The sequence below is a fragment of the Kitasatospora sp. NPDC056531 genome (genome assembly GCF_042794375.1).
Classification (GTDB): Bacteria; Actinomycetota; Actinomycetes; order Streptomycetales; family Streptomycetaceae; genus Kitasatospora.
The window spans coordinates 14,142-39,845 of sequence record NZ_JBHTTU010000032.1; the positions used below are offsets into that span (position 1 = coordinate 14,142).

The 25,704-nt window shown below is 71.4% G+C and carries 23 protein-coding genes and 2 pseudogenes; 14 read left to right on the forward strand and 11 right to left on the reverse strand.

Annotated elements, in window-relative coordinates; translation table 11 throughout:
* The first annotated feature begins 8 nt into the window (after nucleotides 1-8).
* Together ACFQ87_RS24845 and ACFQ87_RS24850 are read left to right on the forward strand one after the other, a co-directional pair.
* A complete protein-coding gene (locus tag ACFQ87_RS24845) occupies nucleotides 9-1,292 on the forward strand; it encodes a hypothetical protein (RefSeq protein ID WP_380613002.1) in 1,284 nt (427 codons plus the stop codon).
* Nucleotides 1,293-1,306: 14 nt separating this feature from the next.
* A complete protein-coding gene (locus ACFQ87_RS24850; protein ID WP_380613003.1) occupies nucleotides 1,307-2,020 on the forward strand; it encodes a creatininase family protein in 714 nt (237 codons plus the stop codon).
* A 70-nt stretch (nucleotides 2,021-2,090) separates the two neighbouring features.
* On the opposite strand, the gene ACFQ87_RS24855 is transcribed toward ACFQ87_RS24850, so the two are convergent.
* The gene (locus tag ACFQ87_RS24855; protein ID WP_380613004.1) at nucleotides 2,091-2,405 is read right to left on the reverse strand and encodes an antibiotic biosynthesis monooxygenase family protein; all 315 of its coding nucleotides are present in this window, start codon (nucleotides 2,403-2,405) and stop codon (nucleotides 2,091-2,093) included.
* Nucleotides 2,406-2,616: 211 nt separating this feature from the next.
* On the opposite strand from ACFQ87_RS24855, the gene ACFQ87_RS24860 reads away from it, so the two are divergent.
* Nucleotides 2,617-2,853: a hypothetical protein gene (locus tag ACFQ87_RS24860; protein WP_380613005.1), complete on the forward strand. Its 237-nt coding sequence runs from the start codon at nucleotides 2,617-2,619 to the stop codon at nucleotides 2,851-2,853.
* Between the two features lie 106 nt (nucleotides 2,854-2,959).
* On the opposite strand, the gene ACFQ87_RS24865 is transcribed toward ACFQ87_RS24860, so the two are convergent.
* The 5 genes from ACFQ87_RS24865 to ACFQ87_RS24885 form a co-directional block, all read right to left on the reverse strand.
* Entirely contained in the window at nucleotides 2,960-3,988 is a 1,029-nt protein-coding gene (locus tag ACFQ87_RS24865; RefSeq protein WP_380613006.1) for a S66 peptidase family protein, read from the reverse strand.
* A gap of 290 nt (nucleotides 3,989-4,278) precedes the next feature.
* Nucleotides 4,279-4,740: a hypothetical protein gene (locus ACFQ87_RS24870; RefSeq protein WP_380613007.1), complete on the reverse strand. Its 462-nt coding sequence runs from the start codon at nucleotides 4,738-4,740 to the stop codon at nucleotides 4,279-4,281.
* Nucleotides 4,741-5,273: 533 nt separating this feature from the next.
* A complete protein-coding gene (locus ACFQ87_RS24875) occupies nucleotides 5,274-6,905 on the reverse strand; it encodes a serine/threonine-protein kinase (protein ID WP_380613008.1) in 1,632 nt (543 codons plus the stop codon).
* Between the two features lie 257 nt (nucleotides 6,906-7,162).
* Nucleotides 7,163-7,522, reverse strand: a complete 360-nt coding sequence (locus ACFQ87_RS24880; protein ID WP_380613009.1) for an alpha/beta hydrolase — start codon at nucleotides 7,520-7,522, stop codon at nucleotides 7,163-7,165.
* 37 nt (nucleotides 7,523-7,559) lie between these two features.
* Nucleotides 7,560-7,805 (reverse strand): hypothetical protein, encoded by a 246-nt coding sequence (locus tag ACFQ87_RS24885; RefSeq protein ID WP_380613010.1) that lies wholly within the window; start codon nucleotides 7,803-7,805, stop codon nucleotides 7,560-7,562.
* Nucleotides 7,806-7,836: 31 nt separating this feature from the next.
* Between ACFQ87_RS24885 and ACFQ87_RS24890 the strand changes: the two genes are divergently transcribed.
* The gene (locus ACFQ87_RS24890; RefSeq protein WP_380613011.1) at nucleotides 7,837-8,214 is read left to right on the forward strand and encodes a hypothetical protein; all 378 of its coding nucleotides are present in this window, start codon (nucleotides 7,837-7,839) and stop codon (nucleotides 8,212-8,214) included.
* An 834-nt stretch (nucleotides 8,215-9,048) separates the two neighbouring features.
* Here ACFQ87_RS24890 and ACFQ87_RS24895 read toward each other — a convergent pair.
* Entirely contained in the window at nucleotides 9,049-10,173 is a 1,125-nt protein-coding gene (locus ACFQ87_RS24895) for an FAD-dependent oxidoreductase (protein ID WP_380613012.1), read from the reverse strand.
* A gap of 95 nt (nucleotides 10,174-10,268) precedes the next feature.
* Here ACFQ87_RS24895 and ACFQ87_RS24900 point away from each other — a divergent pair, with 95 nt between their 5' ends.
* The 4 genes and pseudogenes from ACFQ87_RS24900 to ACFQ87_RS24915 form a co-directional block, all read left to right on the forward strand.
* Nucleotides 10,269-10,994, forward strand: coding sequence for a TetR/AcrR family transcriptional regulator (locus ACFQ87_RS24900; RefSeq protein ID WP_380613013.1), 726 nt, complete (start codon nucleotides 10,269-10,271; stop codon nucleotides 10,992-10,994).
* 104 nt (nucleotides 10,995-11,098) lie between these two features.
* Nucleotides 11,099-13,210: a HEAT repeat domain-containing protein gene (locus tag ACFQ87_RS24905; protein WP_380613014.1), complete on the forward strand. Its 2,112-nt coding sequence runs from the start codon at nucleotides 11,099-11,101 to the stop codon at nucleotides 13,208-13,210.
* 645 nt (nucleotides 13,211-13,855) lie between these two features.
* Nucleotides 13,856-14,374: a hypothetical protein gene (locus ACFQ87_RS24910; RefSeq protein ID WP_380613015.1), complete on the forward strand. Its 519-nt coding sequence runs from the start codon at nucleotides 13,856-13,858 to the stop codon at nucleotides 14,372-14,374.
* A 150-nt stretch (nucleotides 14,375-14,524) separates the two neighbouring features.
* Nucleotides 14,525-14,740, forward strand: a pseudogene (locus tag ACFQ87_RS24915) (undecaprenyl diphosphate synthase family protein); the annotation flags it as partial.
* On the opposite strand, the gene ACFQ87_RS24920 reads toward ACFQ87_RS24915, so the two are convergent.
* On the reverse strand, nucleotides 14,706-14,828 hold the full coding sequence (locus ACFQ87_RS24920; protein ID WP_380613065.1) for a hypothetical protein: 123 nt from the start codon (nucleotides 14,826-14,828) through the stop codon (nucleotides 14,706-14,708). The pseudogene ACFQ87_RS24915 and the gene ACFQ87_RS24920 overlap by 35 nt on opposite strands.
* Nucleotides 14,829-15,314: 486 nt before the next feature.
* Between ACFQ87_RS24920 and ACFQ87_RS24925 the strand changes: the two genes are divergently transcribed.
* A complete protein-coding gene (locus ACFQ87_RS24925; protein ID WP_380613016.1) occupies nucleotides 15,315-17,987 on the forward strand; it encodes a hypothetical protein in 2,673 nt (890 codons plus the stop codon).
* 114 nt (nucleotides 17,988-18,101) lie between these two features.
* Here the strand turns inward: ACFQ87_RS24925 and ACFQ87_RS24930 are convergent, their stop codons facing one another.
* Complete coding sequence (locus ACFQ87_RS24930; RefSeq protein WP_380613017.1) at nucleotides 18,102-18,284, reverse strand: hypothetical protein; 183 nt, start codon at nucleotides 18,282-18,284, stop codon at nucleotides 18,102-18,104.
* A gap of 203 nt (nucleotides 18,285-18,487) precedes the next feature.
* On the opposite strand from ACFQ87_RS24930, the gene ACFQ87_RS24935 reads away from it, so the two are divergent.
* The 4 genes and pseudogenes from ACFQ87_RS24935 (at nucleotide 18,488) to ACFQ87_RS24950 (ending at nucleotide 21,791) form a co-directional block, all read left to right on the forward strand.
* Nucleotides 18,488-19,402, forward strand: a complete 915-nt coding sequence (locus ACFQ87_RS24935; RefSeq protein ID WP_380613018.1) for a hypothetical protein — start codon at nucleotides 18,488-18,490, stop codon at nucleotides 19,400-19,402.
* Nucleotides 19,403-20,070: 668 nt separating this feature from the next.
* Nucleotides 20,071-20,226: pseudogene (locus ACFQ87_RS24940) on the forward strand (Tn3 family transposase); the annotation flags it as partial.
* A 121-nt stretch (nucleotides 20,227-20,347) separates the two neighbouring features.
* Nucleotides 20,348-21,469, forward strand: coding sequence for a serine hydrolase domain-containing protein (locus ACFQ87_RS24945; protein ID WP_380613019.1), 1,122 nt, complete (start codon nucleotides 20,348-20,350; stop codon nucleotides 21,467-21,469).
* Between the two features lie 118 nt (nucleotides 21,470-21,587).
* On the forward strand, nucleotides 21,588-21,791 hold the full coding sequence (locus tag ACFQ87_RS24950; RefSeq protein WP_380613059.1) for a hypothetical protein: 204 nt from the start codon (nucleotides 21,588-21,590) through the stop codon (nucleotides 21,789-21,791).
* An 84-nt stretch (nucleotides 21,792-21,875) separates the two neighbouring features.
* On the opposite strand, the gene ACFQ87_RS24955 is transcribed toward ACFQ87_RS24950, so the two are convergent.
* Together ACFQ87_RS24955 and ACFQ87_RS24960 are read right to left on the reverse strand one after the other, a co-directional pair.
* Entirely contained in the window at nucleotides 21,876-23,177 is a 1,302-nt protein-coding gene (locus ACFQ87_RS24955; RefSeq protein WP_380613020.1) for an MFS transporter, read from the reverse strand.
* Nucleotides 23,174-23,713 (reverse strand): ArsR/SmtB family transcription factor, encoded by a 540-nt coding sequence (locus ACFQ87_RS24960; protein WP_380613021.1) that lies wholly within the window; start codon nucleotides 23,711-23,713, stop codon nucleotides 23,174-23,176. The genes ACFQ87_RS24955 and ACFQ87_RS24960 overlap by 4 nt, the downstream gene beginning before the upstream one ends.
* 475 nt (nucleotides 23,714-24,188) lie before the next feature.
* Here ACFQ87_RS24960 and ACFQ87_RS24965 point away from each other — a divergent pair, with 475 nt between their 5' ends.
* The gene (locus tag ACFQ87_RS24965; RefSeq protein ID WP_380613022.1) at nucleotides 24,189-25,151 is read left to right on the forward strand and encodes an IPT/TIG domain-containing protein; all 963 of its coding nucleotides are present in this window, start codon (nucleotides 24,189-24,191) and stop codon (nucleotides 25,149-25,151) included.
* Nucleotides 25,152-25,704: the final 553 nt, after the last annotated feature.

Below are 25,704 nucleotides of genomic sequence, written 5' to 3' on the forward strand. Positions count from 1 at the left end.
GGGCAGTGGTGACCGAGGCACGCGTTCCGGACCGGCTCCCGCCGAGCCTGCTGTCCAACCCGGAGATGATCACCGCCTGCCGAAGACGAGACTTCGCCACCGTGTTCCGCCTGCTCAAGCTGGCCGGGATCTACCCCTCGCTCATCGCTCGGGCCTGCGACATGACACCAAGCCGGGTCGGCGAGGTCATGGCGGGAAAGCCCAAGATCGAGAAGATCGATCTCATCGAGCGAATCGCAGACGGGCTGCACATCCCAGGGCGCATGCTCGGGTTGGCCTCCCGGGAATGGGAGCAGGAAGCAGCAGCCCCACAGCTCCGGCACCGGGCACCCGAGCCGTCCGCCGGTAGGCAGAGCCTCAGCGCGCCGATCGACCCCGAGTTCTTCGTCAGCCATCTGCGCGGCGTCATGCCCGGTCACTACAAGGCTGCCAACCTGCTCGGTTCTCGCCACGCGCTCGACGCGGTGACACGGCACGTCCAGTTGCTCGACCGCCTCCAGCAGAACGCCGGCGGCCGCGCACGAGACGAGCTCCTCACCATCGGCGCCCGCACAGCGGAGTTCTTGGGCTGGTTGAACCAGGATCTCGGGGACTTCGGCCAGGCCCTGTACTGGTCGGACCGCGCCATGGAGTGGGCGCAGGAGGCCGGGGATGACGTCATGGCGGCCTACGTGCTCTTTCGGAAGAGCAACCAGGCCACCGCTCAGCGCAGCGCACAAAAGGCCGTCAGCCTTGCCCGCGCTGCTCAGCGGTCGGCCAGCGCCACCCTGCGCATCCGTGCTCTGGCCGCCCAGCAGGAGGCCCAGGGCCACGCGCTCATGGGCAACCCTCGCTTCGCGCAAGCCAAGTTCGACGAGGCCCACGAACTCGCCGCCGAACCGGACGACTCGCACGCAGACGATGCGCTTGATCTCGCGTACTGCACACCGACCTACATCGAGATGCAGCGCGCGAACTGTCTGATCGAACTCGGCGATCCGCGAACGGCCGTCGACATGTTCGAGGCCGAGCTTCAAATCCTGCCGCCGATCTACCGCAACGACCAGGGCGTGTACCTCTCACGGCTGGCGCGCGCCTACGCGGTGTCCGGTGAACCGGAGCAGGCGGCCGCCGCGGCTGACCGGGCGCTGTCGATCGCCATCGACACCGAGTCCGCCCGGGCCATGTCCGAACTGTCCGCAGCAGGCAACGCCCTCCAGCGGTGGAGGGCTGTACCCGAAGTAGCCGTGTTCACCAGCCGCTTGAAGCTGATGAGCGGCACGACTCCCTCTCGACCTTCGACAAGCTCATGAGAGAGGGTGGGGCAATGGATGCACTGATCACGGCCGCCACCTCCGCAGACGAACGCCGACGCGGCGCCAAGATCGCCGTACTGCCAGTCGGCAGCTTCGAGCAGCACGGCGATCATCTGCCGCTCACGACTGACACCATCGTCGCAAGCCTGATCGCCCAGCGGATCGCCACCGACTACGACCTGTTCCTCCTGCCGCCCATCACGGTGTCCTGCTCGCACGAGCACGCCCACATGCCGGGCACCGTCAGCATCAGCGCTGCCACGCTCTACGCCGTCGTCAACGACATCTGGAAGTCGCTCCAGGCATCCGGCGTTTCAGGCCTGCTCATCGTGAACGGCCACGGCGGTAACTACGTCCTCTCGAACGTCGTGCAGGAGGCCAACACCTCTGGCCCAGGAGTCGCCCTCTTCCCCGTACGCGAGGACTGGCACCGGGCCCGCGAGGCAGCAGGCTTGGAGAGCAGCAGTGCCGAGGACATGCACGGCGGCGAACTTGAGGTTTCGCTCCTCCTCCACGGCGCTCCGGAGCTCATCCGCGAGGGCATCGACCAGGACGACCACTCAGCCCCCGAGCGCCCGCACCTGCTCACGCTCGGCATGGCCGGCTACACGAGGACCGGCATCATCGGACAGCCTTCCCTCGGAACGGCGGAGAAGGGCCAAGCCCTCCTCGACAGTCTGTCCAAGTCTGCCGCCGCGCACCTCTCAATCATCGCGGGCAGCTGAGAAACACTTCGGGCCCTGCCCCGTCAGAGGAAGGGCCCGAAGCACGAAAGGGAGCAGCAGCGGGAGTGACTTAGGCGTTCTTGGGACCGGCCGACTGGACGACGTCGAAGGACCAGAGGGTGGAGCCGGAGGCGGCGGGGCGCTTGGGAGCCTCGCCCTCACCACCGTCCTGGTGGGCCGACTTCATGGGGCCCTCCATCCAGGCCTGGAAGGACTCCTCGTCGCGCCAGCGCGTGTAGACGAGGTAGTTGTCGGTACCCTCGACCGGGCGGAGCAGTTCGAACCACTCGAAACCGTCGGAGCTTTCGACGGCGTGCGCACGATGGGCGAAGCGCTGCTCCAGCACCTCACGCTGCTCGGCGGGAACAGTCTTGACTACGCTCATGGCTCCATCCTGCCCCACCGAACAGCACGAGCAACGGAGCGGTACCTCAAACGGAGCAGTGCCTCAGAGGTACATCAGCAAACCTGTTGCGGACACAACGTGACCGACCACGTCGACCGTGGCGTCGCGGACGCTCGTGACCTGCGATCGATCCGGCCGGTCGGCCGTACGAGCAGGTGCGTCACGGCCGCGGTACGCCGAGGCTGGAACGGTGAACGTGATCGTCGTCCTGGAGAACCCCGGCTCGCCCGACCTGGTGGTCGTACACGCGGCCACGTCCGATCCGGACCTGCCGAGCAGCCCCGGCCCCGTCACCGCCTGTGGCCTCGACACCGCCGAGATGGTCAGGAATTCGTGGCAGCCGACCGAACCCGGCCAACACTGGTGGCCACCCGAACTGCGCAGCCGGACCTGCCCACGCTGCGACCAGGCCATCCGAACCGCCTAGGCGGTGGACAGGGCCTCCAGAAGTGCGGCCCGCTGCCCGCCGAGCTTGCCGTCAGCACGGGGCCCAGGCCGGGCAGCCGCCGCATCCCACCGACCGGCCTGCCGGGTCAGTCCAGGATCTGGATCAGCTCCTGACACTGCGTGCTGTGCATGACGCGGGCCCGTGCACCGTTCACCAGAGGCAGGTACGGCGGCACGTGCCCGCACTCGACGTCGGCGATGATCGGGACGCCCAGCGGACCGAGAGCGTCGAGCACGGCCTGCTGCTGGGTGAGCGAGCTGGTGTCCCGGGCGGAGGTGCGGCCGACCAGGACGGCGTTCGCAGCGTCGAAGAAGCCGGCCAGCCGCATGCCGTGCAGGTTGCGCCAGATGGTGAATGCGTCGTCGCCCGCTGCCTCGACGTAGACCAGCAGACCCTCGGGGGCCTCGGCGCGGGCGAAGGCCGAGACGTCGCCGTACGGGGTGCCCGCGACATTGCACAGCGTCTCGATGCAGCCGCCGATGAGGCGGCCCTCGACCTCGACGTCACCGTCGTCGTCCAGCCTGGTCCAGCCGCCTATCCCGTCCAGCGGGTACTCGTCCACTTCCGGGGACGTCCGGTAGTCAGCCCAGCCGCTTGCCCGGTACCGGCCCGGCGAGGTCTGGGCGACCCGGCTGCCAGTCGGCAGAGTGACCAGGTCGAGCCAGGAGAGCAGGCCCTCGGGCACCCGGTACGGGGTGTCCATCAGGTTGTTGCCGTGCACGGTGGCCCGGCCCGTCAGCAGGGTCAGCGGGGTGAGGACGGTCGACATGTCGGAGAAGCCCACCAGCCACGTCGGCTCGGCCGCGCGCAGCCCGGCCCAGTCGAGCAGCGGCAGCAGGTCGATGGCGGTCTCTCCGCCCCACGGCGGCACCACGGCCTTGATCGCCGGGTCGGTCAGCATCGCGGTCAGCTCGGCCGCGCGCTCCGCCGCGGGGGCACTGAGGTGTCCGGAGCCGTCCATGCACGCGCCGACCACTACCTCGTAGCCACGCGCCTCCACCGCACGAATCGCCACTTTGAGCCGCTCCTGCATGTCCGGGGCGACGCCGCTGGAGGGCGAGGTGACAGCGACGCGGTCACCGGGGCGCAGGGGGCTCGGGTATCGGATCGACATGGACGGGAGCTGACATGCCGGCAGGTGCGTATGCTGCCAGATTTTCGCAGGCCGGCGGGTGCCGCCTCGACGGGGCTCTGAGCGGCGGCAGGATCGGGCCGCTTTTCTCCCCGAGGCGAAATGGTGGCCTCCCGGGCGGCATCGCCGGGCGCGGTCTGCTGGGCGGGGTGGGCTGCGAGTATCCGCTCTGCGAGTTCGCGGTGGCGGATGGTCAGGGCGTGGGCAGCGTGGAGGACGTCGTCCAGGCCCCGGCACATACAGAGCTCTCATCCAAACTGCGGAAAATCCCACTACTTCTCATGCCATCCGTCCAGCGGTGAGCCCGCCTTCCCGCCGATCGAGCCCCGGCACGTCCAGCACGGGCGCAGCGCGGCGTTCGCCGCACCGGCGGCCACCAGCTGCTCCTCCGCCTCCCGCTCCAGCCGCTCCATCCGCTCCTGGTGGCAGGACCAGCAGCGGCCACCGGGACGGCGGGTCCGCTTGTGGTTGCCGTGGAGGCCGTACTCCCAGGTGCTCTCCTCCTCGGGGACGTCGCCGCAGTCGATGCAGGCCAGGGAGTCCATCAGCTCCTGGTGGGCCTTGTGCTGCTCGTCCTCCCGGGCGGCCTGGCGCCGGTCGTAGGCGGCGCGGTTGTTCGGGTTCTCCAGCGCCTCGGTCAGGGAGTGCTGTCCGGGGCGGCCGAACCGCCACCACGCCGGCCCGAGCGGGCCGTGCTCAGCGAGGAGCTCCAGCGTGGTCGCGACGATGGGCACAGCGTCGTCGCAGACCCGCCAGCCGTCCTCGCCCGGGTGGGAGGGGACGGTCCACCATGAGCCCCGCCAGCAGTCGGCGGACAGGTCCGCGACGGCCTGCTACCGGTTGGCCAAGCCGGTGGGTCCGGCGTCGGTGACCACCAGGGCCACCGACGGGTACCCGGCGCGGGAGTGGCCGGGGTAGACGCGGTGGCCGGCGGTCGAGCCGGCGACCAGGGCACACGGCGACCTCCCCCGCCGAGTGCAGCGCGGAGAAGCTGCCGCCGACCTCAACACGGGAGGCTGTCACCCGGCGCTGTCACGCCCCGGCCACACACGGGGATCCAGCCCATCCCCGCACATCACAACACGCGACGGCGCCGCTCGCGACAGCAGGACGCGACAGACGGCGCGACAACCCTGCGGCCCCACCAACCGCCACCAGGAGACAGCGACCGGCCCGCGCCTGCCCGCCACCGGCACAGGCCGCCCGACGCCGGGCGCAGCAGGGCCGGGCCATCCGGACGGAGCACAGCAAGGCCCTGGCCCGGGCGTCAGCGGCTGCGGCGGTAGTAGTCGACCGACACCTTGACCGGCCCGCCTCCCCGGGCGGCTGAGAGCAGCCGGACGATGGCCAGGTCGCGCCCGTCGTCCCCGCGGACGCAGAAGGCCCGGCCGGTGATGGTGGGGAAGTCGAGTCGGGTGGCGGGCCCGTTGGCCAGGCCTTCGAGGCAGTCGGCGGTTCCCAGCCGGTCGTTCGGGCCGACGTAGGCGTCGTTGGCGTCGGCGAGGACGAACTCGTCCGAGGTCCGGGTGAGGAACCAGGACGCCGTGTCCACCGGGACGACCTTTCCCTCCTTGAGGTCGAACTCGTGGCTGTTGTCGGGCGAGACGAGGGTGGTGCCGGTGTACACGGCGGAGTAGTCGGCAGCGGCGGCCGGCGGGGAGGCGGACGGGGCTTCCGGTTCGGCGGCGGTCGACGTCGTGCCGTCGGCGGCTGGCAGGCCCCGGTCCGGTTCGTGGAGAAGGAGGAAGGTGCCGGCCGCACCGAGGAGGAGCGCGACGGCGGCGATCAGAGCCGTCCGGCGACGGGAACCACGGCGGAAGGCGCCGCTGACCGCGCGGTCCTCGTCGGCCGGGACCGGGGCGGCTTCGGGGACCGGCGGGCCGGGGTCCAGCATGGTCGCGGCGGGTTCCGTCACCGTGCTGCCCTGCGGTGGGGGCCAGGGGATGCGGACCGTCTGCGCCTCGGAGGGGGTCTGCGGGAGGTTGCTGCGCTGTGCGATCTCGGCGCGCACCCGCGGGGGCAGCCAGCCGCCGGTGAAGCGGAGCTCCCCGAGGAGCGCCGGGTGGGCGTGGACGGCCTCGATCACCTGGGCGGCGGTCGGGCGGTCCTCGGGCCGCTTCGCGAGGCACCGGGCGATGAGGGCGCGCAGGGAGTCGGGCACCAGGGTCAGGTCGGCCTCCTCGTGGATCACGCGGTACAGGGCGCCGGGGCCCGAACCGTCCCCGAAGGCGGGCGCGCCGCCAGCGGCGTAGGCGGCCAGGGCGCCGAGGGCGAACAGGTCGGTGGCGGGCGTGGCCGGCCGGCCCCGGGCCTGCTCCGGTGCCATGAACCCGGGGGAGCCGATCCGCAGACCGGTGTCGGTGAGGGCGACGTCGTCGGCGGCGCGGGCGATGCCGAAGTCGATCACCCGCGGGCCGTCGGCGGCGAGCAGGACGTTGGCGGGCTTGAGGTCGCGATGGACGACGCCGGCGGCGTGGATCGCCTGGAGGGCCTCGGCGACGCCGGCGATCAGGAGCAGGACGGTCTGTTCGGCGAGCGGTCCGTCGCGCCGGACCACCTGGTGGAGCGAGGGCCCGGGGACATAGGCGACGGCGAGCCAGGGCACGGTGTCGTCCACGCCGGCGTCGACGACCTGGGCGGTGTAGAGCCCGTGGATCAGGCGCGCGCTGGCGACCTCCCGCGCGAACCGCTGCCGGAATTCGGGGTCCTCCACGAGCTCCGGCCGGACCACCTTGAGGGCCACCGGCCGACCGCCGCGGGTGTACGAGAGGTAGACCCGTCCCATGCCGCCGGCCCCCAGCCGCGCGAACAGCCGGTAGCCGCCCACCTCGCAAGGGTCGTCGGCGGTCAGCGGCTGGAAGACCGCGGGCGGCTGCGGGTCGGCTCGGTGTACGGACATCTGGGCTCTCTCGGAGGGCTGCGGAGGACACATGACGGACCGCTCCGGGGACGGCCCACCGGGGAGGAGCGTCCTGCCGGGCCCTCCACGCGCGGCGGCCGGGGCGGAAGCGGCGCGCGACCCCCGGGGGGACGGGCTCGCGCGCCACGGCAGGTGAGTCTTCCGCAGCGATCATGAGGTTTTGATGAGGCGGCCAGGACCCGGGGGCCTCGGTCGGTCGCGGCGGCCGCTTCGGCCGCTCCGGAATGGACCGGCGCTCAGCAACTCGCCCCGGGCTGCACCGGTTTGAGCTCGCCGAGGTAGGCGTCCACGGCATCGGTGACGCACGTGTCGCTGCGCCCGTAGGCGGTGTGGCCCAGGCCCCGGTAGGTGAGCAGCATCCCGCCGGGCAGTTGCGAGGCGAGGCTCTTCGCGTCCTCGTGCGGGGTCGCCGCGTCGCCGGTGGTGCTCACCACCAGGACCGGCGGCAGGCCGTCGGCCTTGACCCGGTGGGGCTTCAGCGGGCCCGACGGCCAGTTCCGGCAGTCCGGTTGGGACAGGACACTGGAGGAGCCGAAGACGTCCGACTCCCGGTGGGCGCGGTCCAGCACCTCCGCGTCGATGCAGGAGGAGGCCACCGTCCTGACCGACGTACGCGGCAGCGACGGGCATCCGCTACGCCTCGTCGCCGAGCTCTTCACCAGGCCCGGCGGCCGAGGCCCCGGCGGTGCGATCGTGGTGGCCGGCGACCTGGCCGCGGACCAGGCCGCGCACCGAGATCTGACCGCCCTGCTCGTCGCCGGCTGCACCGTCCTGCTGTCCCTGTCGGCCGTCGCGGGCCACCTGCTCTCCGGCCGCGCCATCCGACCCGCGCTGACCGCACTCCAACAGCAGGAGGCCTTCCTCACCGACGCCGCCCACGACCTGCGCACCCCCCGCCGCGTCCCTGCGCGTGCTCGCCGAGACCGCGCTGCGCGACGACGCCGCACGCACCGCCGCACTGGAGCGCACCCTCAAAACCCCCGGCTACCGGGTGCCCGCAGGCCCCAGAGCGGAGGCGGCCCTCACGGAAACCTCATGCTGCCCCCGGAAGGCTGGCGGAAACGCCGACCCTCCGGAGCCACTCGTGATGTTCACCGCCCGCAAGCGCGCCGCACTCGCCCTGACCCTGGCCGTCCTCGGCGGCGCCGCCCTCACGGGGTGCGGCCCCGACGGGCCTCCGGGCAGGTCGGCACCGGCCAGGGGGATACCGGTCGGGGGGATGTACGTCCGCCCCGGGCACGCCCGGCACCTGCTGCACACGGTCGCCCGGCTGGACCGCCTGCGGTGACCGGCAGGGCGAGCCCTTCCTCGGCACGGGGCCGATGGGGACAGGCTCGTCGGCGCAGCTGGTTCGTCCCCGTCCCTTGAGCGATGGCGTCGTAGCCGGCGCCGAGCACCGCGAGCAGCCACGGCCCCAGCAGCCCGATCAGCACCTCGCACCGCATCAAGCGTGTACCACGGGCGGGCCCGTCCCGGGCCGCCCAGCCAGGGATTCTCAATCGATCTGCCAAACGTCTCAACCAACTCGCAAAACCACGAGCGCACTTCGACTACCTGCACCAAAGCACCGCCGCTCAGCGACCATGCCGTGATCGACCCAGAATCGGCGCCTCAGCCGATCTGCAAACCCACAGCTCACAGCTGCCGCAAAGCTGCATGTTTTTTGAGACTGCGCACCTTCGTGCAGCGCGACCGCCAGCACCCGCCCTTCGGCATCGGGCGTCAGCCTGACCCGGCGGGTCGGCCAGGTCCACCGGTCCAGTCGACCCTCGGGCATCCGCCGGACGTGAGAGGCCGTCGGGCTGGGCCCGGCCTCTGATAGGGAGGCCAGGCCAGCAGCAGCGTGTCCTTCAGCGGACCGCCGGTCTCGACGTGAAGATGCGTGGTCAGCCACAACGGGCGCTTCTGGCTGCCGAAGACCTTCCCGCCGCGGGCGGCGGGGTCGCCGGGGGCCGTCGGCTTGATCCCGGAGGTGTCGACCGCCAGGCGCATCAGCAGTTCCCGGGCCGCCTCGGCGGGCTCCCACCGCAGGTGCTTCAGAGGCACCGGCGCGGACACGGCGGCCCGCACGGCGGCCCGGACCGGGGCCTCATCGGTCGATCGCGCACGGCGGGTTCCGGCCTCAGGACAGCTTCGCTCCAGGGGCGAAGGCGGGCAGCTTGTCGAGACTGCTGCGCACGGCCTCGGCGCCGTACTCGAACATCTTCCGCTCGTAGTCGTCGACCGAACCGAGCAGGCCCTGGCGGCCTTCATCGGCCTCGATCAGGCAGCGGCGCAGCAGGTCGGCGTCGCGCAGCGCGGTGTTCGCGCCGTTGCCGCCGGTCGGGGAGGTGGCGTGGATCGCGTCGCCGAGCAGCGTGACCGGGCCGGATGCCCAGCGCTCACCGGGCTTGACCACCCGGATGGACAGCAGCGTGCTGTTGTCCGGGTCGGCCTGCTCGATCAGCGCGCGCAGCTGCGGGTGCCAGCCTTCCATCCTGGACAGCACGGCGTCCTGCGCGGTCAGGTCTCGCAGCGAGCCGTTCGGCGGCAGGATCATGGCCCAGCGCACGTAGTCAACGATGTCGGGCAGCGTGACGTCGGGGGCCAGTTGCTCGGCGGCCTGCTTCGGCGGGGTGCGGAAGCGCATCGCGCCGAGCAGCAGGCTGACGCCGTCGCCCGTGATCTTCGAGCCGTAGGCCTTGGACAGACCGGCGAACTCGTCGGTCAGCGGGGTGCGGCCGATGACGAACCGGACGCCGGTGTCGGTCGGGGTGGTCTGCGGCGACAGCACCCCGCGGACCGCGGAGGTGACGCCGTCCGCGCCGACGAGCAGGTCTGCGGTGGCCGGGTCGCGGCGGGCGAACCGGGCTCGGACCTTGCCGTCGGCCAGCACGTCGTAGCCGGTCAGCGCGGCATCGGTGTGCACGGTGAGGCCGGTCAGCAACAGGTGTCGCAGCACCTGCCGGTCGACCACGATGCCGGTCCGGCCCGCGCCGAGCCGGCCGATCTCGTTCAGCTGCGGGTCCAGGATCAGCTGCTCGGCGGAGGCGTCCATGACGATCTCGTCCAGCAGCGCGTGCCAGCGAGTCGGCAGGCAGTCGCGCACCGCGCGGAAACCGATCGGGTTCAGCACGAGCCGGTAGCCCTGGAACCGGGCGGCGATCCCCGGGTCACGCTCGAACACGTCGGCCTCGATCCCGGCACCACGCAGACCCTGCGCGAGTGCCAGACCTCCCAGGCCGGCTCCGACGACGGAAACTCGCATCGCACACCTCCGGAACATCGATACGAACTTAGTTCGTTCTATCGATCTAAGTTCTACTTAACGAACTTAGATCGCGTCAAGCTATAGTGGTCGGCATGCCCGCCGATCCCCGCCAGCGCCGCGCAGCTCGCCACGCCCAACCCGCAGCGGCGGTCGCCTCGCCGACGCCGCGCAAGAAGCCGATCACCGTCGAACGGATCACCGACGCAGCCCTGCAGGTCGTCGCCACCGAGGGGTACGACGCGCTGACCATCCGCCGGGTCGCCGCCGTACTCGGCACCGGTCCGTCGTCGCTGTACGCACACATCGTCAACAAGGACGACATCGACGACCTGCTGATCGGCAGGCTCTGCTCCGAGGTCGTTCTCCCCGAACCGGATCCGGCCGTCTGGCGCGAGCAGCTGGTCGGGGTGTACACACAGATCCGCGACCTGTACCTGGAATACCCCGGGGTCTCGCGCGCCGCGCTGGCCATGGTGCCGACCAACCTGGAAACCCTGCGGGTCGGCGAAGGAATCCTGGCGATCCTGCTCGCGGGCGGCATCGAACCGATGACGGCCGGATGGGCCCGCGACGCGCTGTCCCTCTACGTCAGCGCCTACGCACTGGAGCAGTCACTGGTCCGGCAACGCCGCCGGCACCAGGATCAGGAATGGGTGCTCAGCCACGAGGAGCTGTTGGACCGCTTCACCGCACTGCCTGCTGAGAAGTTCCCGCAGACCCGACGCCATGCCGCCGAGCTGATCTCCGGCACCGGACACGACCGCTTCGAGTTCGCCCTCGGCCTGCTCCTGAACAATCTGCGGCCCGCGTCCGACTGACCTGCGGCGTGCACGGACCCACGCCGGTCGGGCACTCAGGACGATGACCAGCGACCGACTGTGCCCTGGTGGCGGTGTCAGTGCCCCGTGTCATCGTGCAACCCGTGATCAACAATCTTGAGGGCCTCGACCGCGTCGACTGGTCGTCGATGGGCCACGCCTACGGCCCGGCCGACGAAGTCCCGCTGTGGCTGGAGCAGATGGCCTCGCCCGACCCCGACGTCCGGGAGAGGGCCTTCAGCAGCTTCTACAACTCGGCCCACCACCAGGGCGGCGTCTACTCGTGCACGGCAGCGAGCCTGCCGTTCCTGTTCGCGCTCGCCGACGATCCGCAGGCGCCCGACCGCGCGGCTGTCATCCGCCTCGTGCTCAGCATCGGCGGCGCGGCGCTGGACTGCGACCCCGACGGCGTCTACTACAGTCCGTCCGGCCACGAGTCGAGGCCCCATGCGGATGTCGTGCCTCAGATGCGTGAGCGCGTCGAGGACTTCGTCCGGCACGCGGCGGACCCGGACCCGCAGGTGCGGCAGGCCGCCGTCCCAGCCCTGGGGCTGTTCCTCGACGACGCCGACCGGGCGTTCGCGCTGCTGCGCGAGCGGCTGGCGGCCGAGAGCGGCACCGTGGAGCGGCTGCTGGTCATCAAGGCGGCCGCGACACTGGCCCGGCGACTGCCGGCCGCGCTCGGCCCGGTGACGACCTGGCTTGCCGCCCTGGACGCCGACATCCGGCTCGCCGCCCTCGTCCACCGGGCCGCCTGCACACCGGAGTCGATCGACGCCGGCCTCGTCCCGACGGCGACCGGCCTGCTCCAGCAGCTCACCCCCGAACCGGCACCGGAACCCGAGCCCGAGGACGAGGCCGGACCGGCGGACTGCGGGCAGTGCGCCTGCGCGGACACCTCCGCCAAGCCGGCACCGGACCAGAACGTCCCTCCGCAGATCGCCGCCGTCTTCGCCGACCTCGACCGCCACGGCCGCGTCCATGCCCCCACCACCGACCTGCTGACCACGCTCCACCGGGTACTGGACGCGCGGCTGCCCGAGCGCACCGCCCTGCTCACCGCCCAACTCCGCAGCCCCGATGCGGCCACCCGCTACGACGCCATCGCCATGACCTGGGACCTGATCCGCTCCTGGCGCGGCAACCACACCGGCCTCGTCCTCCAGCTCGCCGGCTGCCTGCTCCCGGGCGACCCGTACACCGCCGCCGAAGCCGCCGAAACCCTCGGCAAGCTCCCCGCCGCCCTCGCCGAACCCGCACGCGAAGCCCTTGCCGCCCTCGTCGAAGCGCACCGCACCACCCACGGCCCCAACGTCTGGGCCGCACGGCACCCGCTGCTGCGCCGGGCCCACCAGCAGGCGGTCACGACGCTGGCCGGCCTCGGCGACGAGCGGGCCCTGCCAGGCCTGCTGACGGCGCTCGACACCGGCACCGACGACTGGCGTGCCCTGCAGGTCGCCGGCCACCTCCCGCAGGCCGCCGGGGAACTGCTGCCGAGGTTGACCCGGCGTCTGGCCGACGCAGACTTCTCCTGGCCCTGGGGATCCGCCACGGCGCTGATGGCCGCCCTCAACCGGCTCGGCGACCCGGCGGCCGTCCCCGCACTCACCACGGCCCTCACCACCGCCGTCGAGCAGGAGCAGTGGCGCACCGCCGCCGTGGCCCTCCACGCGCTCAGCTCCATCGGCAGCGGCGCCGCATCCGCGCTGGAGACGGTCCGGGCGCTCGCCGACGCCGACGACCCGAACGTGCGCTTCGCAGCGGCCAAGGCCCTGTGGCACATCGAGAGCGACCCTGCCGATGCCGTGCCGCGGCTGACCGCCCTGCTCGACACCGACAAGGACCGCGACGCCGCCGACGTCCTCGGCCGGATCGGAGCGCCGGCGGCCGAGGCACTGCCCCGCCTGCGGCAGATGCTCGAAGCCGGCCACGTCCGGACCCGCACGCACGCCGCCGCCGCGATCTACGACATCGGCGGCCGGGCCGAGGCCGAGGTCGTCCTGCCCGTGCTGCTGGAAGGGTGGGAGGAGAACGTCTCGACCGCCGGCCATGTCCTGGACTGCCTGCAGCGGATGGGCCCCGCCGCCGCGCACGCCCTTCCCCGGATCCACGCCGAACTCGCCCTCGCCCGCCGAAGCGGCGGTTTCTTCGAAGGCATCGAGGACGACGAGGCACTGCAGCGCGCCGGCCGGGCCGTCGTCAACCAGCTGGCCTGAACGGATGAGGTGCCCGCCTGGCCCTTTCACTCCTATTCCACGTGGCCGGCCGGGCGGAATCGGACTACCGAGACCGCCTTCCGCTGGAGGGTGTCACGGACTGAGCACTCGGCCCGTCCACTCGCACCGGAGGCGGTCTTGTGGCCGGCGTCGGTGTGCCGGTCGGCGGTGCGCTCGTCGTCCCGGGCCGGTGCAGGGCCTGTCTGGATGTTCTCCAGGGCCGCGGCGGACCCGGCTGCGGCGTGTTGGGGCTGGGCGAGGTGGTGGATGCGTTCGACGGCCTCGAGGAGAAGGCCGTCGGGCGGGGTGTGGCCGTGGTGAGTGGCCGGGGCGGGGATGCCTTGGCAGGGGGTTCGAAGATGTCCGACAGGGCGAGGCGAGCCGGGGGCCGGGATGGGCCGGGCCCGCCGCCGCATCAGGATGTCGGCCGTCACCGTGGAGTGAAGGATGCCCTGGCGCACCCGTCGAGGACGAAGCCGTTGTCCAACCGGACCTGGACCCGTGGCTGTCCGTTACCGGAAAACCGATATCCCAAGCGGCTCATGAGCGCACGTCAGGGGCCGTGACTGGGGCTGGTGGTGCTGGTGGTGTACTGACGTCATGGACCTTCCTTCATCTCCGGAGCCCGCCGACTCCAATGGTGCCGTGCGCTTCTCGATGTCCGCGCGGCAGCGCCGGGGCATCCTGGTGCCGGCGGCGATGTTCGCCGTACTGGCAGTGCTGGCGCCGCTGATCCCGTCGGACATGAACGGCAACCGGCAGATCATCCAGATCTGTTCATGGTGCATCGCCCCCCTCCTGGCTCTCTGCTATTTCGTCTTCGGCGGTGACTACACAGAGCTGAGCCCCGGCGGCATACGAATCCGCCGGGTGGGAATCTTCCGGAAGTCCTGGACCTGGGAGCAGATCGATCACCTCTATGTGGAGACATCCCACATACAGGGCTCGGTCATCAGCAAGGTGGTGATCAGCGACACCTCCGGCCGGCTGAGCCGCCTCACCGCGCCTTGCTCGAACAGCACGTCGATGGCGAGCACGACCTTCGACGAGGACGCTGCCCAGGTCATCTCCTACTGGCAGCGACACACCGGACAACCCGTGACACCTCCCGTCGAGATCCATCGACGCTCGACCGTGTTCGGCCGCTGGAAGAGGATCAACTGAGCAACGGCGGCGGCGAAGAGGTCCTTGCGAACAACCGGATCGAGCACGTCCTGCGGACTCGTACAGCGAGAGCAGAGCACGATGCGCTCGAAGACCATCCGGCCGGCGAGCGGTGCGGAGACAACGGGGGCTACCCGCACCTGCACGGCCGGAGCCCACGTCACCCTCGCCGTTGGTTACGGAGGCCGACAGGAGGTCGTCGACGCCCTGCGCGAGCTGATGTACACGCGGGCCGAAGCCGGTGAGTCACTGACCGATGTCGCCGACACCCTGACCGTCGACGACATAGCGCCGCATCTCTACACCGCCGGCCGGCCCGACCCTGACCTGGTCATCCGCACCAGCGGCGAACAGTGTCTGCCCGGGCCTCGGCCTCGCCCTCGGCGGGCTTGGCCGCGGTGGTGTGCGCGGTGCCCTGGGACCGCTTGCCGCGCAGCTCGGTGATCCGGCCCACCCCCGGGCGTCATGCGCCAGAGCGCGCACGACCCGCCGGATCGTCCGAGACGAGCCGACCCCGCCTGGTCGCGGTCGCCGACCATGGCGTTCAGGACGCCGGGCGCAGGTCGTCCTGATCCTTAGGACACCGGCCCCTCTGTCAGGTACGTGAGGCAAAGCAGGAGATGAGGCGGCCAGGCTACAAATCCCCCACGACAGCCCGTCTCGGGGTGCCCCTTCCGGCGGTGGGAGTCCGCCCGGTTCTGCGCCCCGGCCGTCTCGAGCGCCGCGAGGCCCCTCCGCGCCCATAAGGCTTTCCACTCGGCAGGCGACGTTCTGTAGCCTGTCCCAGCTTTCGTCAGATCGTCACATAATCCGAACTGGAGGGTCGGTGTTTCACCGCCGTCTTGTCGCGTCGGCCGCGGTTCTCGCGGCCGGTATAGCGCTCGTTCCAGGTCTGGCCCATGCGGCCGGGCCGGCGAACGGTTCCACCTCCGCCCACCCCGTGACCACGGCTCAGCTGCCGGGCATCGGGGGCGCGGGCTTCGATGCCTTCTCCAGCCCCGCGAGCAAGTCGGTCCGGGGGCAGAAGCCGGCGCTCTCCGGAGCGCGGCCGACGTTCTCGAGCGCGCGGCCGGCGCTCTCCGGCACACGGACGTCCGCAGCGACGCCGGCCACCGGAAAGACCATCTACGCCTACGTGTTCAACGGAAAGTGTGCCGCCGACACGGGCACCGGCGCGCAGAACGCTCCCTTCTGCCTGCTCCAGGACGCGGTGAACGCCGCGCAGCCGGGCGACACCATCGACCTCCAGGGTTCCCTCGGGAGTTCGGACTGGGAGTCGGTGACCGTCAAGACCTCGGGGATCTCGATCGTCGGCATCGGCGACCAGGCGTGGGTCAACGGCGGGGCCGGACCCGCTCTGATCTTCGACCACGTCTCCAACGTGACGGTCAGCAACCTGATGCTGTATTCGAACGACCTGACGCCTGCCGTCGAGGTGGTCGGCTCCTCGGGGGTCACGCTGGACTCCAGCTACCTGAGCGCGTACACCAAGAACACCACGAGCACCGTCACCATCGACGGCGCATCCAGCGGGGTGGCGATCACCCGGTCGTACCTCGACACGGGTTCCCAGGGCGGCAACACCACCGCGGTCTCGGTCGCGTCGGGAGCAGGCACCGTCACGCTCGCCGGCGACGTCCTCGCCGGTGGCGGCATCGTCGCGACCGGGGTGAAGGGCCTGAACGTCGCGGGTGACACCGTCCAGCGCGGCTGCAAGGCCGCGATCGACATCGAGGGCGGGTCCTCAGCCGTCAATCTGGAGAACAACGTCCTGGAGGACGCCAACCCGACCACCGACCAGGTGCTGGGCGGCTACCAGTCCCAGTGCACGTCGAACAGCCAGGGCTGGGCGCCGGACGTGACCGTGTCGGCCGACTCGACCACGGTGACGGCCGACTACAACGACTTCTACGTCCACGGTACCGACGCCACCGCGCCCTACAGCTGGGCGGGCACCACGTACCCGACCCTGGACGGCTTCAAGGCGGCGACCTCGCAGGGCGCGCACGACCTGACCGAGACCAAGGCGCCCACCTCGGTGCTCTTCCGCCCGAACACCTCGGTCGACGTGGACGCCCGGCCGCAGCCCGGCTCGGCCGCGATCGGCTCGGCCAACCCGGCCGCCCCCGGCGAGCTCGGCTCGGACTTCTACGGGACCACGCCCTACACCGACCGGGGCGCCATCGAGTACGCCCCCGACCTGACGGTGGCGGTGACCGGTAAGCACACCAGCGCGTTCGGTGTCTCGCTGAGCGCCGACGTGACCTCCGCCAGCGGTGCGCTGAGCGTGCACGTCGACTGGGGGGACGGTTCCTCCAGCGACGCGAACGCCGCGGCGACCAACCCCGCTGCGCTGTCCCACTCGTACGCGAAGCTCGGCTCGTACCCGATCGTCGTCACCGCGACCGACCGGGCGGGCTACTCGGTGTCGAACTCCCTCACCGCGGTGACGGCCGGTTCGGAGTACGTGGCGTTCGGTCCGACGCGTCTGCTGGACAGCAGGGACGGCAGTGGGACGCCGAAGCTCGGGGGGTACTCGACGACCCGGGTGCAGGTGGCGGGTGCGAACGGCATTCCGGCGGGTGCGACGGCCGCGGTGCTGAACGTCACGGTGACGGACACCACCGGTGCCGGGCACGTGACGGTGTACGCGGACGGCTCGTCCTCGGTGCCGACCACGTCGAACGTCAACTACGTGGCGGGGCAGACGGTTCCGAACATGGTGGTGGCTCCGGTCGGGGCCGGTGGGTACGTGGATCTGGGGAACTACGGTGCTCCGCTGGACCTGGTGGTGGACATCACCGGGTACTTCGTGCGGTCGTCGGCCGCCGGGTACACGCCGCTGTCGCCCTCGCGTCTGGTGGACACCCGCTACGGCACGGGTGCGCCGCAGTCGCCGGTCGGCTCCGGGCAGTCGCTGCCGGTGCAGATCGCCGGTGCGGCGGGCGGTCAGCTGCCCGCCTCGGGCATCACGGCGGTGGCGCTGAACGTGACCGTGACCAACCCGGGTTCCGCCGGTCACCTGACGGTGTACCCGGGTGGCCAGCAGGCGCCGAACGCGTCGAACCTGAACTTCACGGACGGGCAGACGGTCGCCAACTCGGTGGTGGTTCCGGTCGGTCCGGACGGTACGGTCCGGGTGCTGAACGCGGCCTGGGGTTCGTCGGACGTGATCGTGGACGTGGTGGGCTACTACAGCCCCACCGGCAAGAGCGCCTATCTGCCGGTCGAGCCGACGCGCCTGCTGGACACCCGTGACACCACCAAGTGGCAGTACGGCCCGGTCAACCCCTGGAACTACGTCTACATGCCGGTGTCGTCGGGCCAGCCCGACATCACCGCGTTCGCGCTGAACGCGACGATGACCGACACCACGTCGGACGGTCACCTGAGCGTCGCCCCCGACCCGAACACACTGGCCGCCTACCAGGGGAACTACGCCTCGAAGCTGTCGCCGCCGTCGGTGTCCTCGCTGAACTGGACGGCCGGCGGGACGGTTCCCAACCTGGTCCAGGCGCCGACGGGTGCCAATGGCATCATCGATTTCTGGAACGCGGCCGGCGGTACCAGCGACTTGATCGTCGACATGTTCGGCTTCTACCAGAACGACTGAGTAGGGGCGGGGACTGGCGCGGTGGCTGCCGCTCCGTTTCCAGTCCCCGCCTTCCAGTCCCCGCCGCTTCAAACCGGGCATGCAGTTCTCCCGCACCCGGCTCTCCGACATCGTTCACCGGCTGGCATGCGCCGTCGCCCGGTGCACGTTCCCGGTCAGGCGGTAGACCCCGGGCCGGCTGATCCACTCGTAGGTGTAGCAGGTGGCCCAGTTCCGGCCCGCCAGGCCGTGTTCTCGGCTGGCGAGAACCTCCGACGGCGCCGGGTCGAACGCGTCCTTGGGCCGGGAGCCCTTCACCGGGCCCGCGACGTCACCGCCCCTTCTGGTGGGGCCCGGCGTGGAGACAGCCCGGGCCGGCAGCCGTCCGAGATCCTGCGGGGTACCGGGTCGCGGCCGGTGAACACCCGTGGCGCTGCGGCCTCGCGGCGCTCTGCCCTGCCATCGTTGATCCGTGAAGGGAGGTGGTCCGGATGGCTCGTACGGAAGGACCCGCTACGGCCGTGTCGGTGCCGTTGTGTCTGATCGGTACCGACACGGGGGTGCTCTCGCCCGAACGCTCCACGGCCTGGCGCCGGATCAGGGAGGCGGCTGTCGGCGGTGAGCTCGCCGAGGCCGGACGGCTCGCTGCCGAGCTGCATCAGGCGGTGCTGGACACCGAGGGTGCCGACCACTTCGGCGCTCCGGCCGTTCAGGAGGTCCGGGCCTATCTGGCCCACCGCGCCGGGGACCACCGGGGTGCCGCCGACCTCTACGAGCGGACGGCTGCGGCGTGGGCCTTCACCGGCGCCGGCGCTGTTCGGCCGGCGATCATCAACGCCCGCGCGTGCTGGGTGCTCGCCGGGCACGCCGCCGCCGGCCGACCCACCGCGCGATCACGGGCCGTCGCCCTGCTGACCGGCCGGGCCGCGCGTCGGTGCGCGGTGGTGGCGGTCGCAGGGGTGCTGTCCTGCGGCGCGGTGGAGCCGACGGCCGAGGACCGGCCCCGGCCCGCGCCCGCCGCCGAGCGGGTGGAGCTCGCCGCTGCCCCGGTGCTCCAGCTCCTGGTCGAGACACCGAGCGCCGCGCCCGTCCGTCCTTCCGCCGCCCGGGCCCCGGAGCCCTCCCCGGCCCAGCCGTCCGGCCGGCCGCCGGAGCAGGACCGGGAGCCCGATGGCGCGGCCGCCGACGAGCCCCTTGTGCACCCGCCCGGACGGCCGACAGTCCCAGCCGTCCCGTCCCGGCCGGGGCCTGCACGGACCCCGGCCGGCGTGTCCCCTCGGCCGCCGGTCCGGCCCGCGCGGCCTGCGCGGCCCGCCGAGCAGCCGCCGCCCGCCGGCCCGCAGCCGGCGGTGCCGGTCGACGTCTGCGCGGAGAGCGGCAAGGTCGGCCTGCCGCCGAGCCTGGTCGAGATCTGCCGCAAGGCGTACGGGCGCTGAACCAGCAGAACACCTGTGGCCGGGTGTGGAGCCTGTGCGTGCCGAAAACCTGTGTCGCCCTATGCGACCTGTGAGTAGGGCGTCAGTGGTGCTACCAGAGCACGTCCTACTTTCAGTAGGGAGAGTCCGTGCAACCCGGGCCTGGCGCTCCACTGTCGGCGAGGTCCGGTACCCACCTGGGTGCCGGACCTCGCCCGCGTTTGCGGGCCTGACTGGTGTCAGCCTGGGGCTTCAACGTGCCCCGGAGGCTCGGATCGCCCGCAGCAGCTCCGCGTCAGGGCCTCGCAGCGAGATGCCCTTGAGGATGTTCGAGTCGAGGATGATCAATTCGGACGCCCGCCCCTGTGCTTCGAGCGTGCAACGACGGCATTTCAGATCACAGGTGCGCCGAACCTGCCGATTTAGACGGCCGGTTGGCAGCCCGGAGCGAGACCTGGCGGCCTGCGCGCGCGTAGGCCGCCAGGGCCGGAGACGGTGGCCACCGAGTGCGGGTCGACCTCGGCGCTTTCCATGGGCACTGGCGTCGACCACGACCACCGTCCCCGGAAGCGGCAGCACGGCGGCCGGGGCGGGCCGGTCGCGGCCTGCTCTACGCGGCGCGGCCGGCCCGTCCACACTGCCGGGATGAAGATGCGGCCGGCCCGGTTGGTGGCGTCGGTGCGGGAGGCGGCCGGGCCGGGCAGCTCTACCAGGACTACCAGGACGGCATGGGGGACCAGATCGGCGCGCTCGGCCTGGTCCTCAACGCTTTGGTGCTCCTCAACACCCGGTACACGAACGCCGCCGTCACCCAGCTCCGCGCCGACGGCTTCGACGTCCGCGACCATTCGCGGCCGCCGTCACACTGTGAGCCGGAACACAGTTGAGGTTGACCTTGGGTCAGGCCGGAAGCTCGTCGCAACGGCCCGACGCCGATGCGGGCGCAGCGGATCCGAAGGAGCACACATGTCCATCTCCCTTCCCGGTCAGGGGCAGGATCGCCCGGAGCTGCAGAAGGCGATCGAGGAGATCGTCGAGTCCGGTGTTCTCGGGGTGCAGCTGCAGGTGAACGACGCGCAGGGCGAGTGGGTCGGCAGTGCCGGGGCACGCGAGCTCGGCCGGAGCGCCGAGCCGCTGACCGACGGACACTTCCGCATCGGCAGCAGCACCAAGAACTTCATCGCGACCGCGGTGCTCACGCTGGTGGCCGAGGGCATGCTCGGCCTGGACGCCCCGGTCGACGACTACCTGCCCGGGTTCGGGCTGGACCGGCGGATCACGGTGCGGATGCTGCTGCAGCACACCAGCGGGATCTTCAGCCACACCGGCGAGCTCTACGAGGACGGGACGGTCGCGCCCGGGGTCCCCTGGCGGGGCAAGGAGTGGGTGGACAGGCGATTCCACACCTACCTGCCCGAAGAGCTGGTGCGGCTGTCGCTGTCCAAGCCGGCGCGGTTCGCACCGGGGGCGGGCTGGAGCTACTCCAACACCAACTACGTGCTGGCCCGGCTGGTGATCGAGAGCGTCACCGGCCGGTCGTTCGCCGAGGAGCTGCAGCGGCTGATCCTGCGGCCGCTGGGGATGACCGGAACCGTGGCGCCGGGCACCTCGCCGGAGGTCCCCGCGCCCCACAACCACGGCTACTACCGCTACGAGGACACCGGGCAGGAGAAGACGGTCGACGTCACCCGCCACAACCCTTCCTGGGTCTCGGCCGGCGGCGACATGATCTCGACCACCAAGGACTTGCACACGTACTTCTCCGCACTGATGGGCGGCAGGCTCCTGCCGGCCGGACTGCTGGCCGAGATGCGTACACCGGAGGCCACGATCGGCTACGGCCTGGGGGTGTTCGCCCAGGACCTGGGCCCCGGCGGCGGCACCGTCTTCCACCACAACGGCGCCACCATCGGCTCGGCGGCGCTGATGTACAGCACGCCCGACGGCCGCACGACCATGACCGCCGGGCTGAACTACGTGGACGACGCCGACATGTCCATAGCACCGGCCTTCCAGGCAGCCCAACAGCGGCTCGTCAGCGAGGTGTTCGGCGGCGGGCAGGCCGACCCGGCGCGGCCGACGGGCTGAACGCCCGGGACCCGTGCGCTTCGAGGGCCGGCCCCATCCGGTCGTGCGTCGGACAGAACGCGAACCCGGGCCGTGCCTTCCTCTCCAGCAGGCCGGAGAACCGCGCCGGCGCGTCTCGGTGCGGCACTACCACCGGCACGGGCTGGTCGACGAGCCGCAGCGCGACGCCTCCGGCTACCGGCGGTACGGGTCGGAGGAGTTGCTGCGACCGGTGCAGGTCCGGACGCCAGCCAGTTCGCCGACGCCCGCGCCGACCCCGCGCTGCTGGGGAGTCCCACCAGCCGGCGAGCCTGGACCAAGGCCTCCGCCCAGTACCGGCTGATCAACAACCACCGCGAGGACCAGGCACCGGTCTCATCCCGCCTGACCGCGCTCACCGAGGCCAGACTCCGCTCCGCAGGCGTACTCATCCCACGCCGATGACGGAGGCACCCTGCTGAACGAGGTCCCCGGATTCCTGGCGATCTGGATCATCGGCCGGGGCGGCGGCACGCAACGCCGCCTCGACCCGGCGGTTGCTGGTCATGGTCGACGTGACGGCGGTCATGGCGAGGAGGAGGCCGGCGGCGGTGTAGAGCGGGGTGCGTACGTCGTAGGCGGTCGCCAGCCAGCCGCCGAGGAAAGCGCCGAACGGGGCGGCGCACATGCCGAGCATGCGGGAGGTGGAGGCGACCCGGCCCATCAGGTGGGCGGGGACGATCGCCTGTCGGAGGGAGGGGCCGAGCACCATCGTGGCGCCCATGCCCGCACCGCAGACGGCGAGCGCGAGGCCGGCGACGTACGGGTTCGGGGCGGCGGCAAGGCCCAGGATGGCAAGCCCCTCGGCGGCGGCCGTGCAGGTCAGTGCTGTGCCGGTGCCGAGTCGTCGGCGGAGGGAGGAGGCGATGCCCGCGCCGAGCAGACCGCCGGTGGCCTCCGCCGTGAGGAGCAGGCCGAAGCCGAAGGTGCCGATGCCGAGCCGGTCGCGCGCGAAGAGGGCGAGTACGGTCTCCACGGCGAGGAAGGCGATGTTCCCGACCGCCGGACGCAGCGCGAGCCCGAGCAGCAAGCGATCCCGGAATACGTACGAGGCACCGGCCCGCGCCTGCCGCAGCAGCGACTCACGGGCCTGCGGTACGGGCCGGGGTGCGGCGGGCAGCGACCGTACGAGCAGCGCGGAGAGCACGAACGACACCGCGTCGGCGAGCAGCGGAACCGACCGCCCGAGCGCGAGCAGGGCACTGCCCGCAGGCGGCCCGGCGAAGCCGGACGCGGCGGTCTGGGCGCCGCGCAGGCGGGAGTTGGCGCGCTCCAGGAGCGCGGGGTCGCGGCCGAGCAGATCCGGCAGATAGGCCGTGGCGGCCGTGTCGAAGAAGAGTCCGCCGAGGCCGAGCAGGAAGGCGACGGCCGCGAGCAGTGGAATGCTCAGCACGTCGAGCGCGGCCGCTGTCGCCGGTATCGCGAGCAGCACCGCACGCGCCGCGTCCGTGACCCACATCGTGCGCCGACGGTCCCAGCGGTCCACCAGCGCACCGCCGAGCACCCCGAAGAGCAGCCACGGCAGCGTTCCGGCGGCCGTGACGACGGCGAGCGCCATCGGATCCCGCGTCAACGTCAACGCGACCAGCGGCAACGCAGCATGAGTCACCCCGTCACCGAGCGAGGACACCGTCTGCGCGGTCCACAGCCGTCCGAACCCGGTCGGCAACTTCCGAACGTCTGAGGTCACTTGGCGTCCCCTTCGGCCTGCGCGCGCGATGCCGGGTGGAACAGTGCGAAGACGAGCGACGCGTCCGGCAGCGACGGATCGGACAGCTCCCGGTACTCGTCCGCCAGCGCCTGCAGCCGCGCCCCCAGCTCCGAGAACTGCTCCTCGGTGAGCCGCAGATGCGCCATCCGTACGTGCCGCTCACCATCCACCGGCGCGGCCTCCAGGTCCGCCACCGCATGCCGCATCAGCACATCCGGCCCGCCCTCGCCCGGATCCGGCAGCACGATCGCCCGCGCGGCCATCGCGTAGTACCGCTCGGTGACTCCCCGGACCTTCCGCGTTCGCACCACCTTCACCAGGCCGGCCCGTTCGAGCAGCCGTACGTGGTAGCTGGAACTCCCCTTCGCGAGGCCCACTCGCTCGGCGATCTGCGTGATCGTCGCGGGCTCGAAGCGGAGCACGGCCATGATCCGGTGACGCGTGAGGTTGGAGACGGCGCGTAGCTGCTCGTCAGTGGTGACGTGGAACGTCTCGGGAAGATCATCGGTAGGCATGCACCCAATGGTCAATACTTCTTGACCATTTGGCAAGAGGGTTTTGTTCGGGCTTCCGGAATCGGCCGTCCAACGCGTGAGGCCTTCGCTCCCGCACCCTCCTTCTCGACCTCGCCCAACCCGCACCAGGGCGACTTCGCTCGGGCCGTCGCGGAAGCTCATCCGCATCGCCCAGGCTCCCGAGTCGTCAAGAAACCTCGGCGGGCTCAAAGGGTCGCTGCATCACCGCATGGATGACCACGTTCGGGTGGAGATGCACGTGCATGACCTCGGATTCTCGGCGGCCCAGCAGGATGAGATCTGGCGGCGGTGGCGGGAGGGCGAGTCCTTCAGACTGACGGGCAGGGCTCCCGGCGTTCCGATGCAGCACGTCCGGCGCTTTCCGGCCCAGACCGGTGGCATCCGTCAGACGCCTCAGTGCCGGGCCCGAAGACATCTGACGGCTGCCGATACCGTGGTCGGCTCCCCCATCCCGGTGGGCACCAATCCGGCTGGCGCGGCGAGCAGCCCGGACGGCTCCCAGATCTGGGTGGTCAACTTCGGCTCGAACTCGGTGAGCGTGATCAACACGGCCACCAACACCGTGACGGACACCCTCGCTGTGGGCGCCTCCCCCTCCCGGGTGGCCGTCACTCCCAACGGGCTGTCCAGTTATGCGACCGACAACGGCGCGAACGCCGTCACCGTGATCGAGAAGCTCCGTGCCATCAGCCCTCATGCCGGCCCCATCGAAGGCGGCACCGCGGTCACCATCACCGGGGTCAACCTGACGGGCGCCGCCGCAGTGAACTTCGGTCCCCGTCAGGCGTCCGTCAGCGCTGACACGGCCAACCAGCTCACTGTCATCAGCCCACCTGGTTCCGGTACGGTCCCGGTCACGGTCGTGGCGCCCGGGGGTACCAGCAACCAGGCGCTGTTCCAGTACGTCCCCCCTCCGACGGTGACGGGCATCGACCCGATATCCGGGCCCATCGCCGGCGGCACCAGCGTGACCATCTCCGGCATCGGCCTGCGGACCGCCCACTCGGTCACCTTCGGGGCAACCCCGGTGCGTCCCACCGTGGTCTCTGACACCCAGCTGACCGTCACCGCCCCGCCCGGCACCACCGCAGGGTCCGTCCCCGTCAGCGTCACCTCCGCCGGCGGGACGGCCCGCAACCTCACCTACACCTATCTGGACGCCCCCACCGTGACGGCCCTCAGCCCCGGCTCCGGACCGGTCGCCGGCGGTACACCGATCACCCTCACCGGTACCGGCCTCACCACAGCCAACCAGGTGGCCCTGGGCGGTGTGCCGATGGCGTTCAACGTCATCTCGGACACCACCCTCACTCTCCAGTCCCCGCCTGGGACGGCAGGTGCCGCGAACCTGACCGTCATCACCTCCGCCGGCGCCGCCACCGTCACCTACACCTGCCTGCCCGCGCCCACCAGTTAGGCGACGGCACCGCTTCGCCCCTGTCTCGAAGGAGCAGTCACGCGACTCAACCACCTGGCCGTCCGCTGCGGCTTTACCTGGACGGCCGGGACGTGCCCGGCCCGTGGGAGCAGCCGGAGGAGGCGTTCACCGCCTGCCTGACGGCCGTCGAGGGCGGTGCCCGGGAGCACCTGGTCACCGTGTAGCCCCGCCGTACGCCGAAGGGCGGCACCGGCCTTGATGGTCTGATGTCGCCCTTCGGCGTACGCGTGGTCCTCGCCGCTGCCCTGCCTACTCGGCGTCAGGCTCTGCGGTGCCCGCTGCGACCGGTTCGAGGGCGGTCCCGCCGCAGCCGGGCCCCGGCACCCGGGGTGCGGGTGGGTACGCTGCACGCCCTTGTGGACACCGCGGGCCCGCCGCGCTCGACCCCGAGGAACCGGCCGCCTGACGGCGGCTGACCGAGATCAAGCTGCTGGACGAGCTTCCGGAACGCCTGCACCTGAGCGGGTCCTGGTACGCGGCACCGACCGACGACCAGACGGCCGTGCTGGAGGCCTTCGGGCTCGGCCTCCAG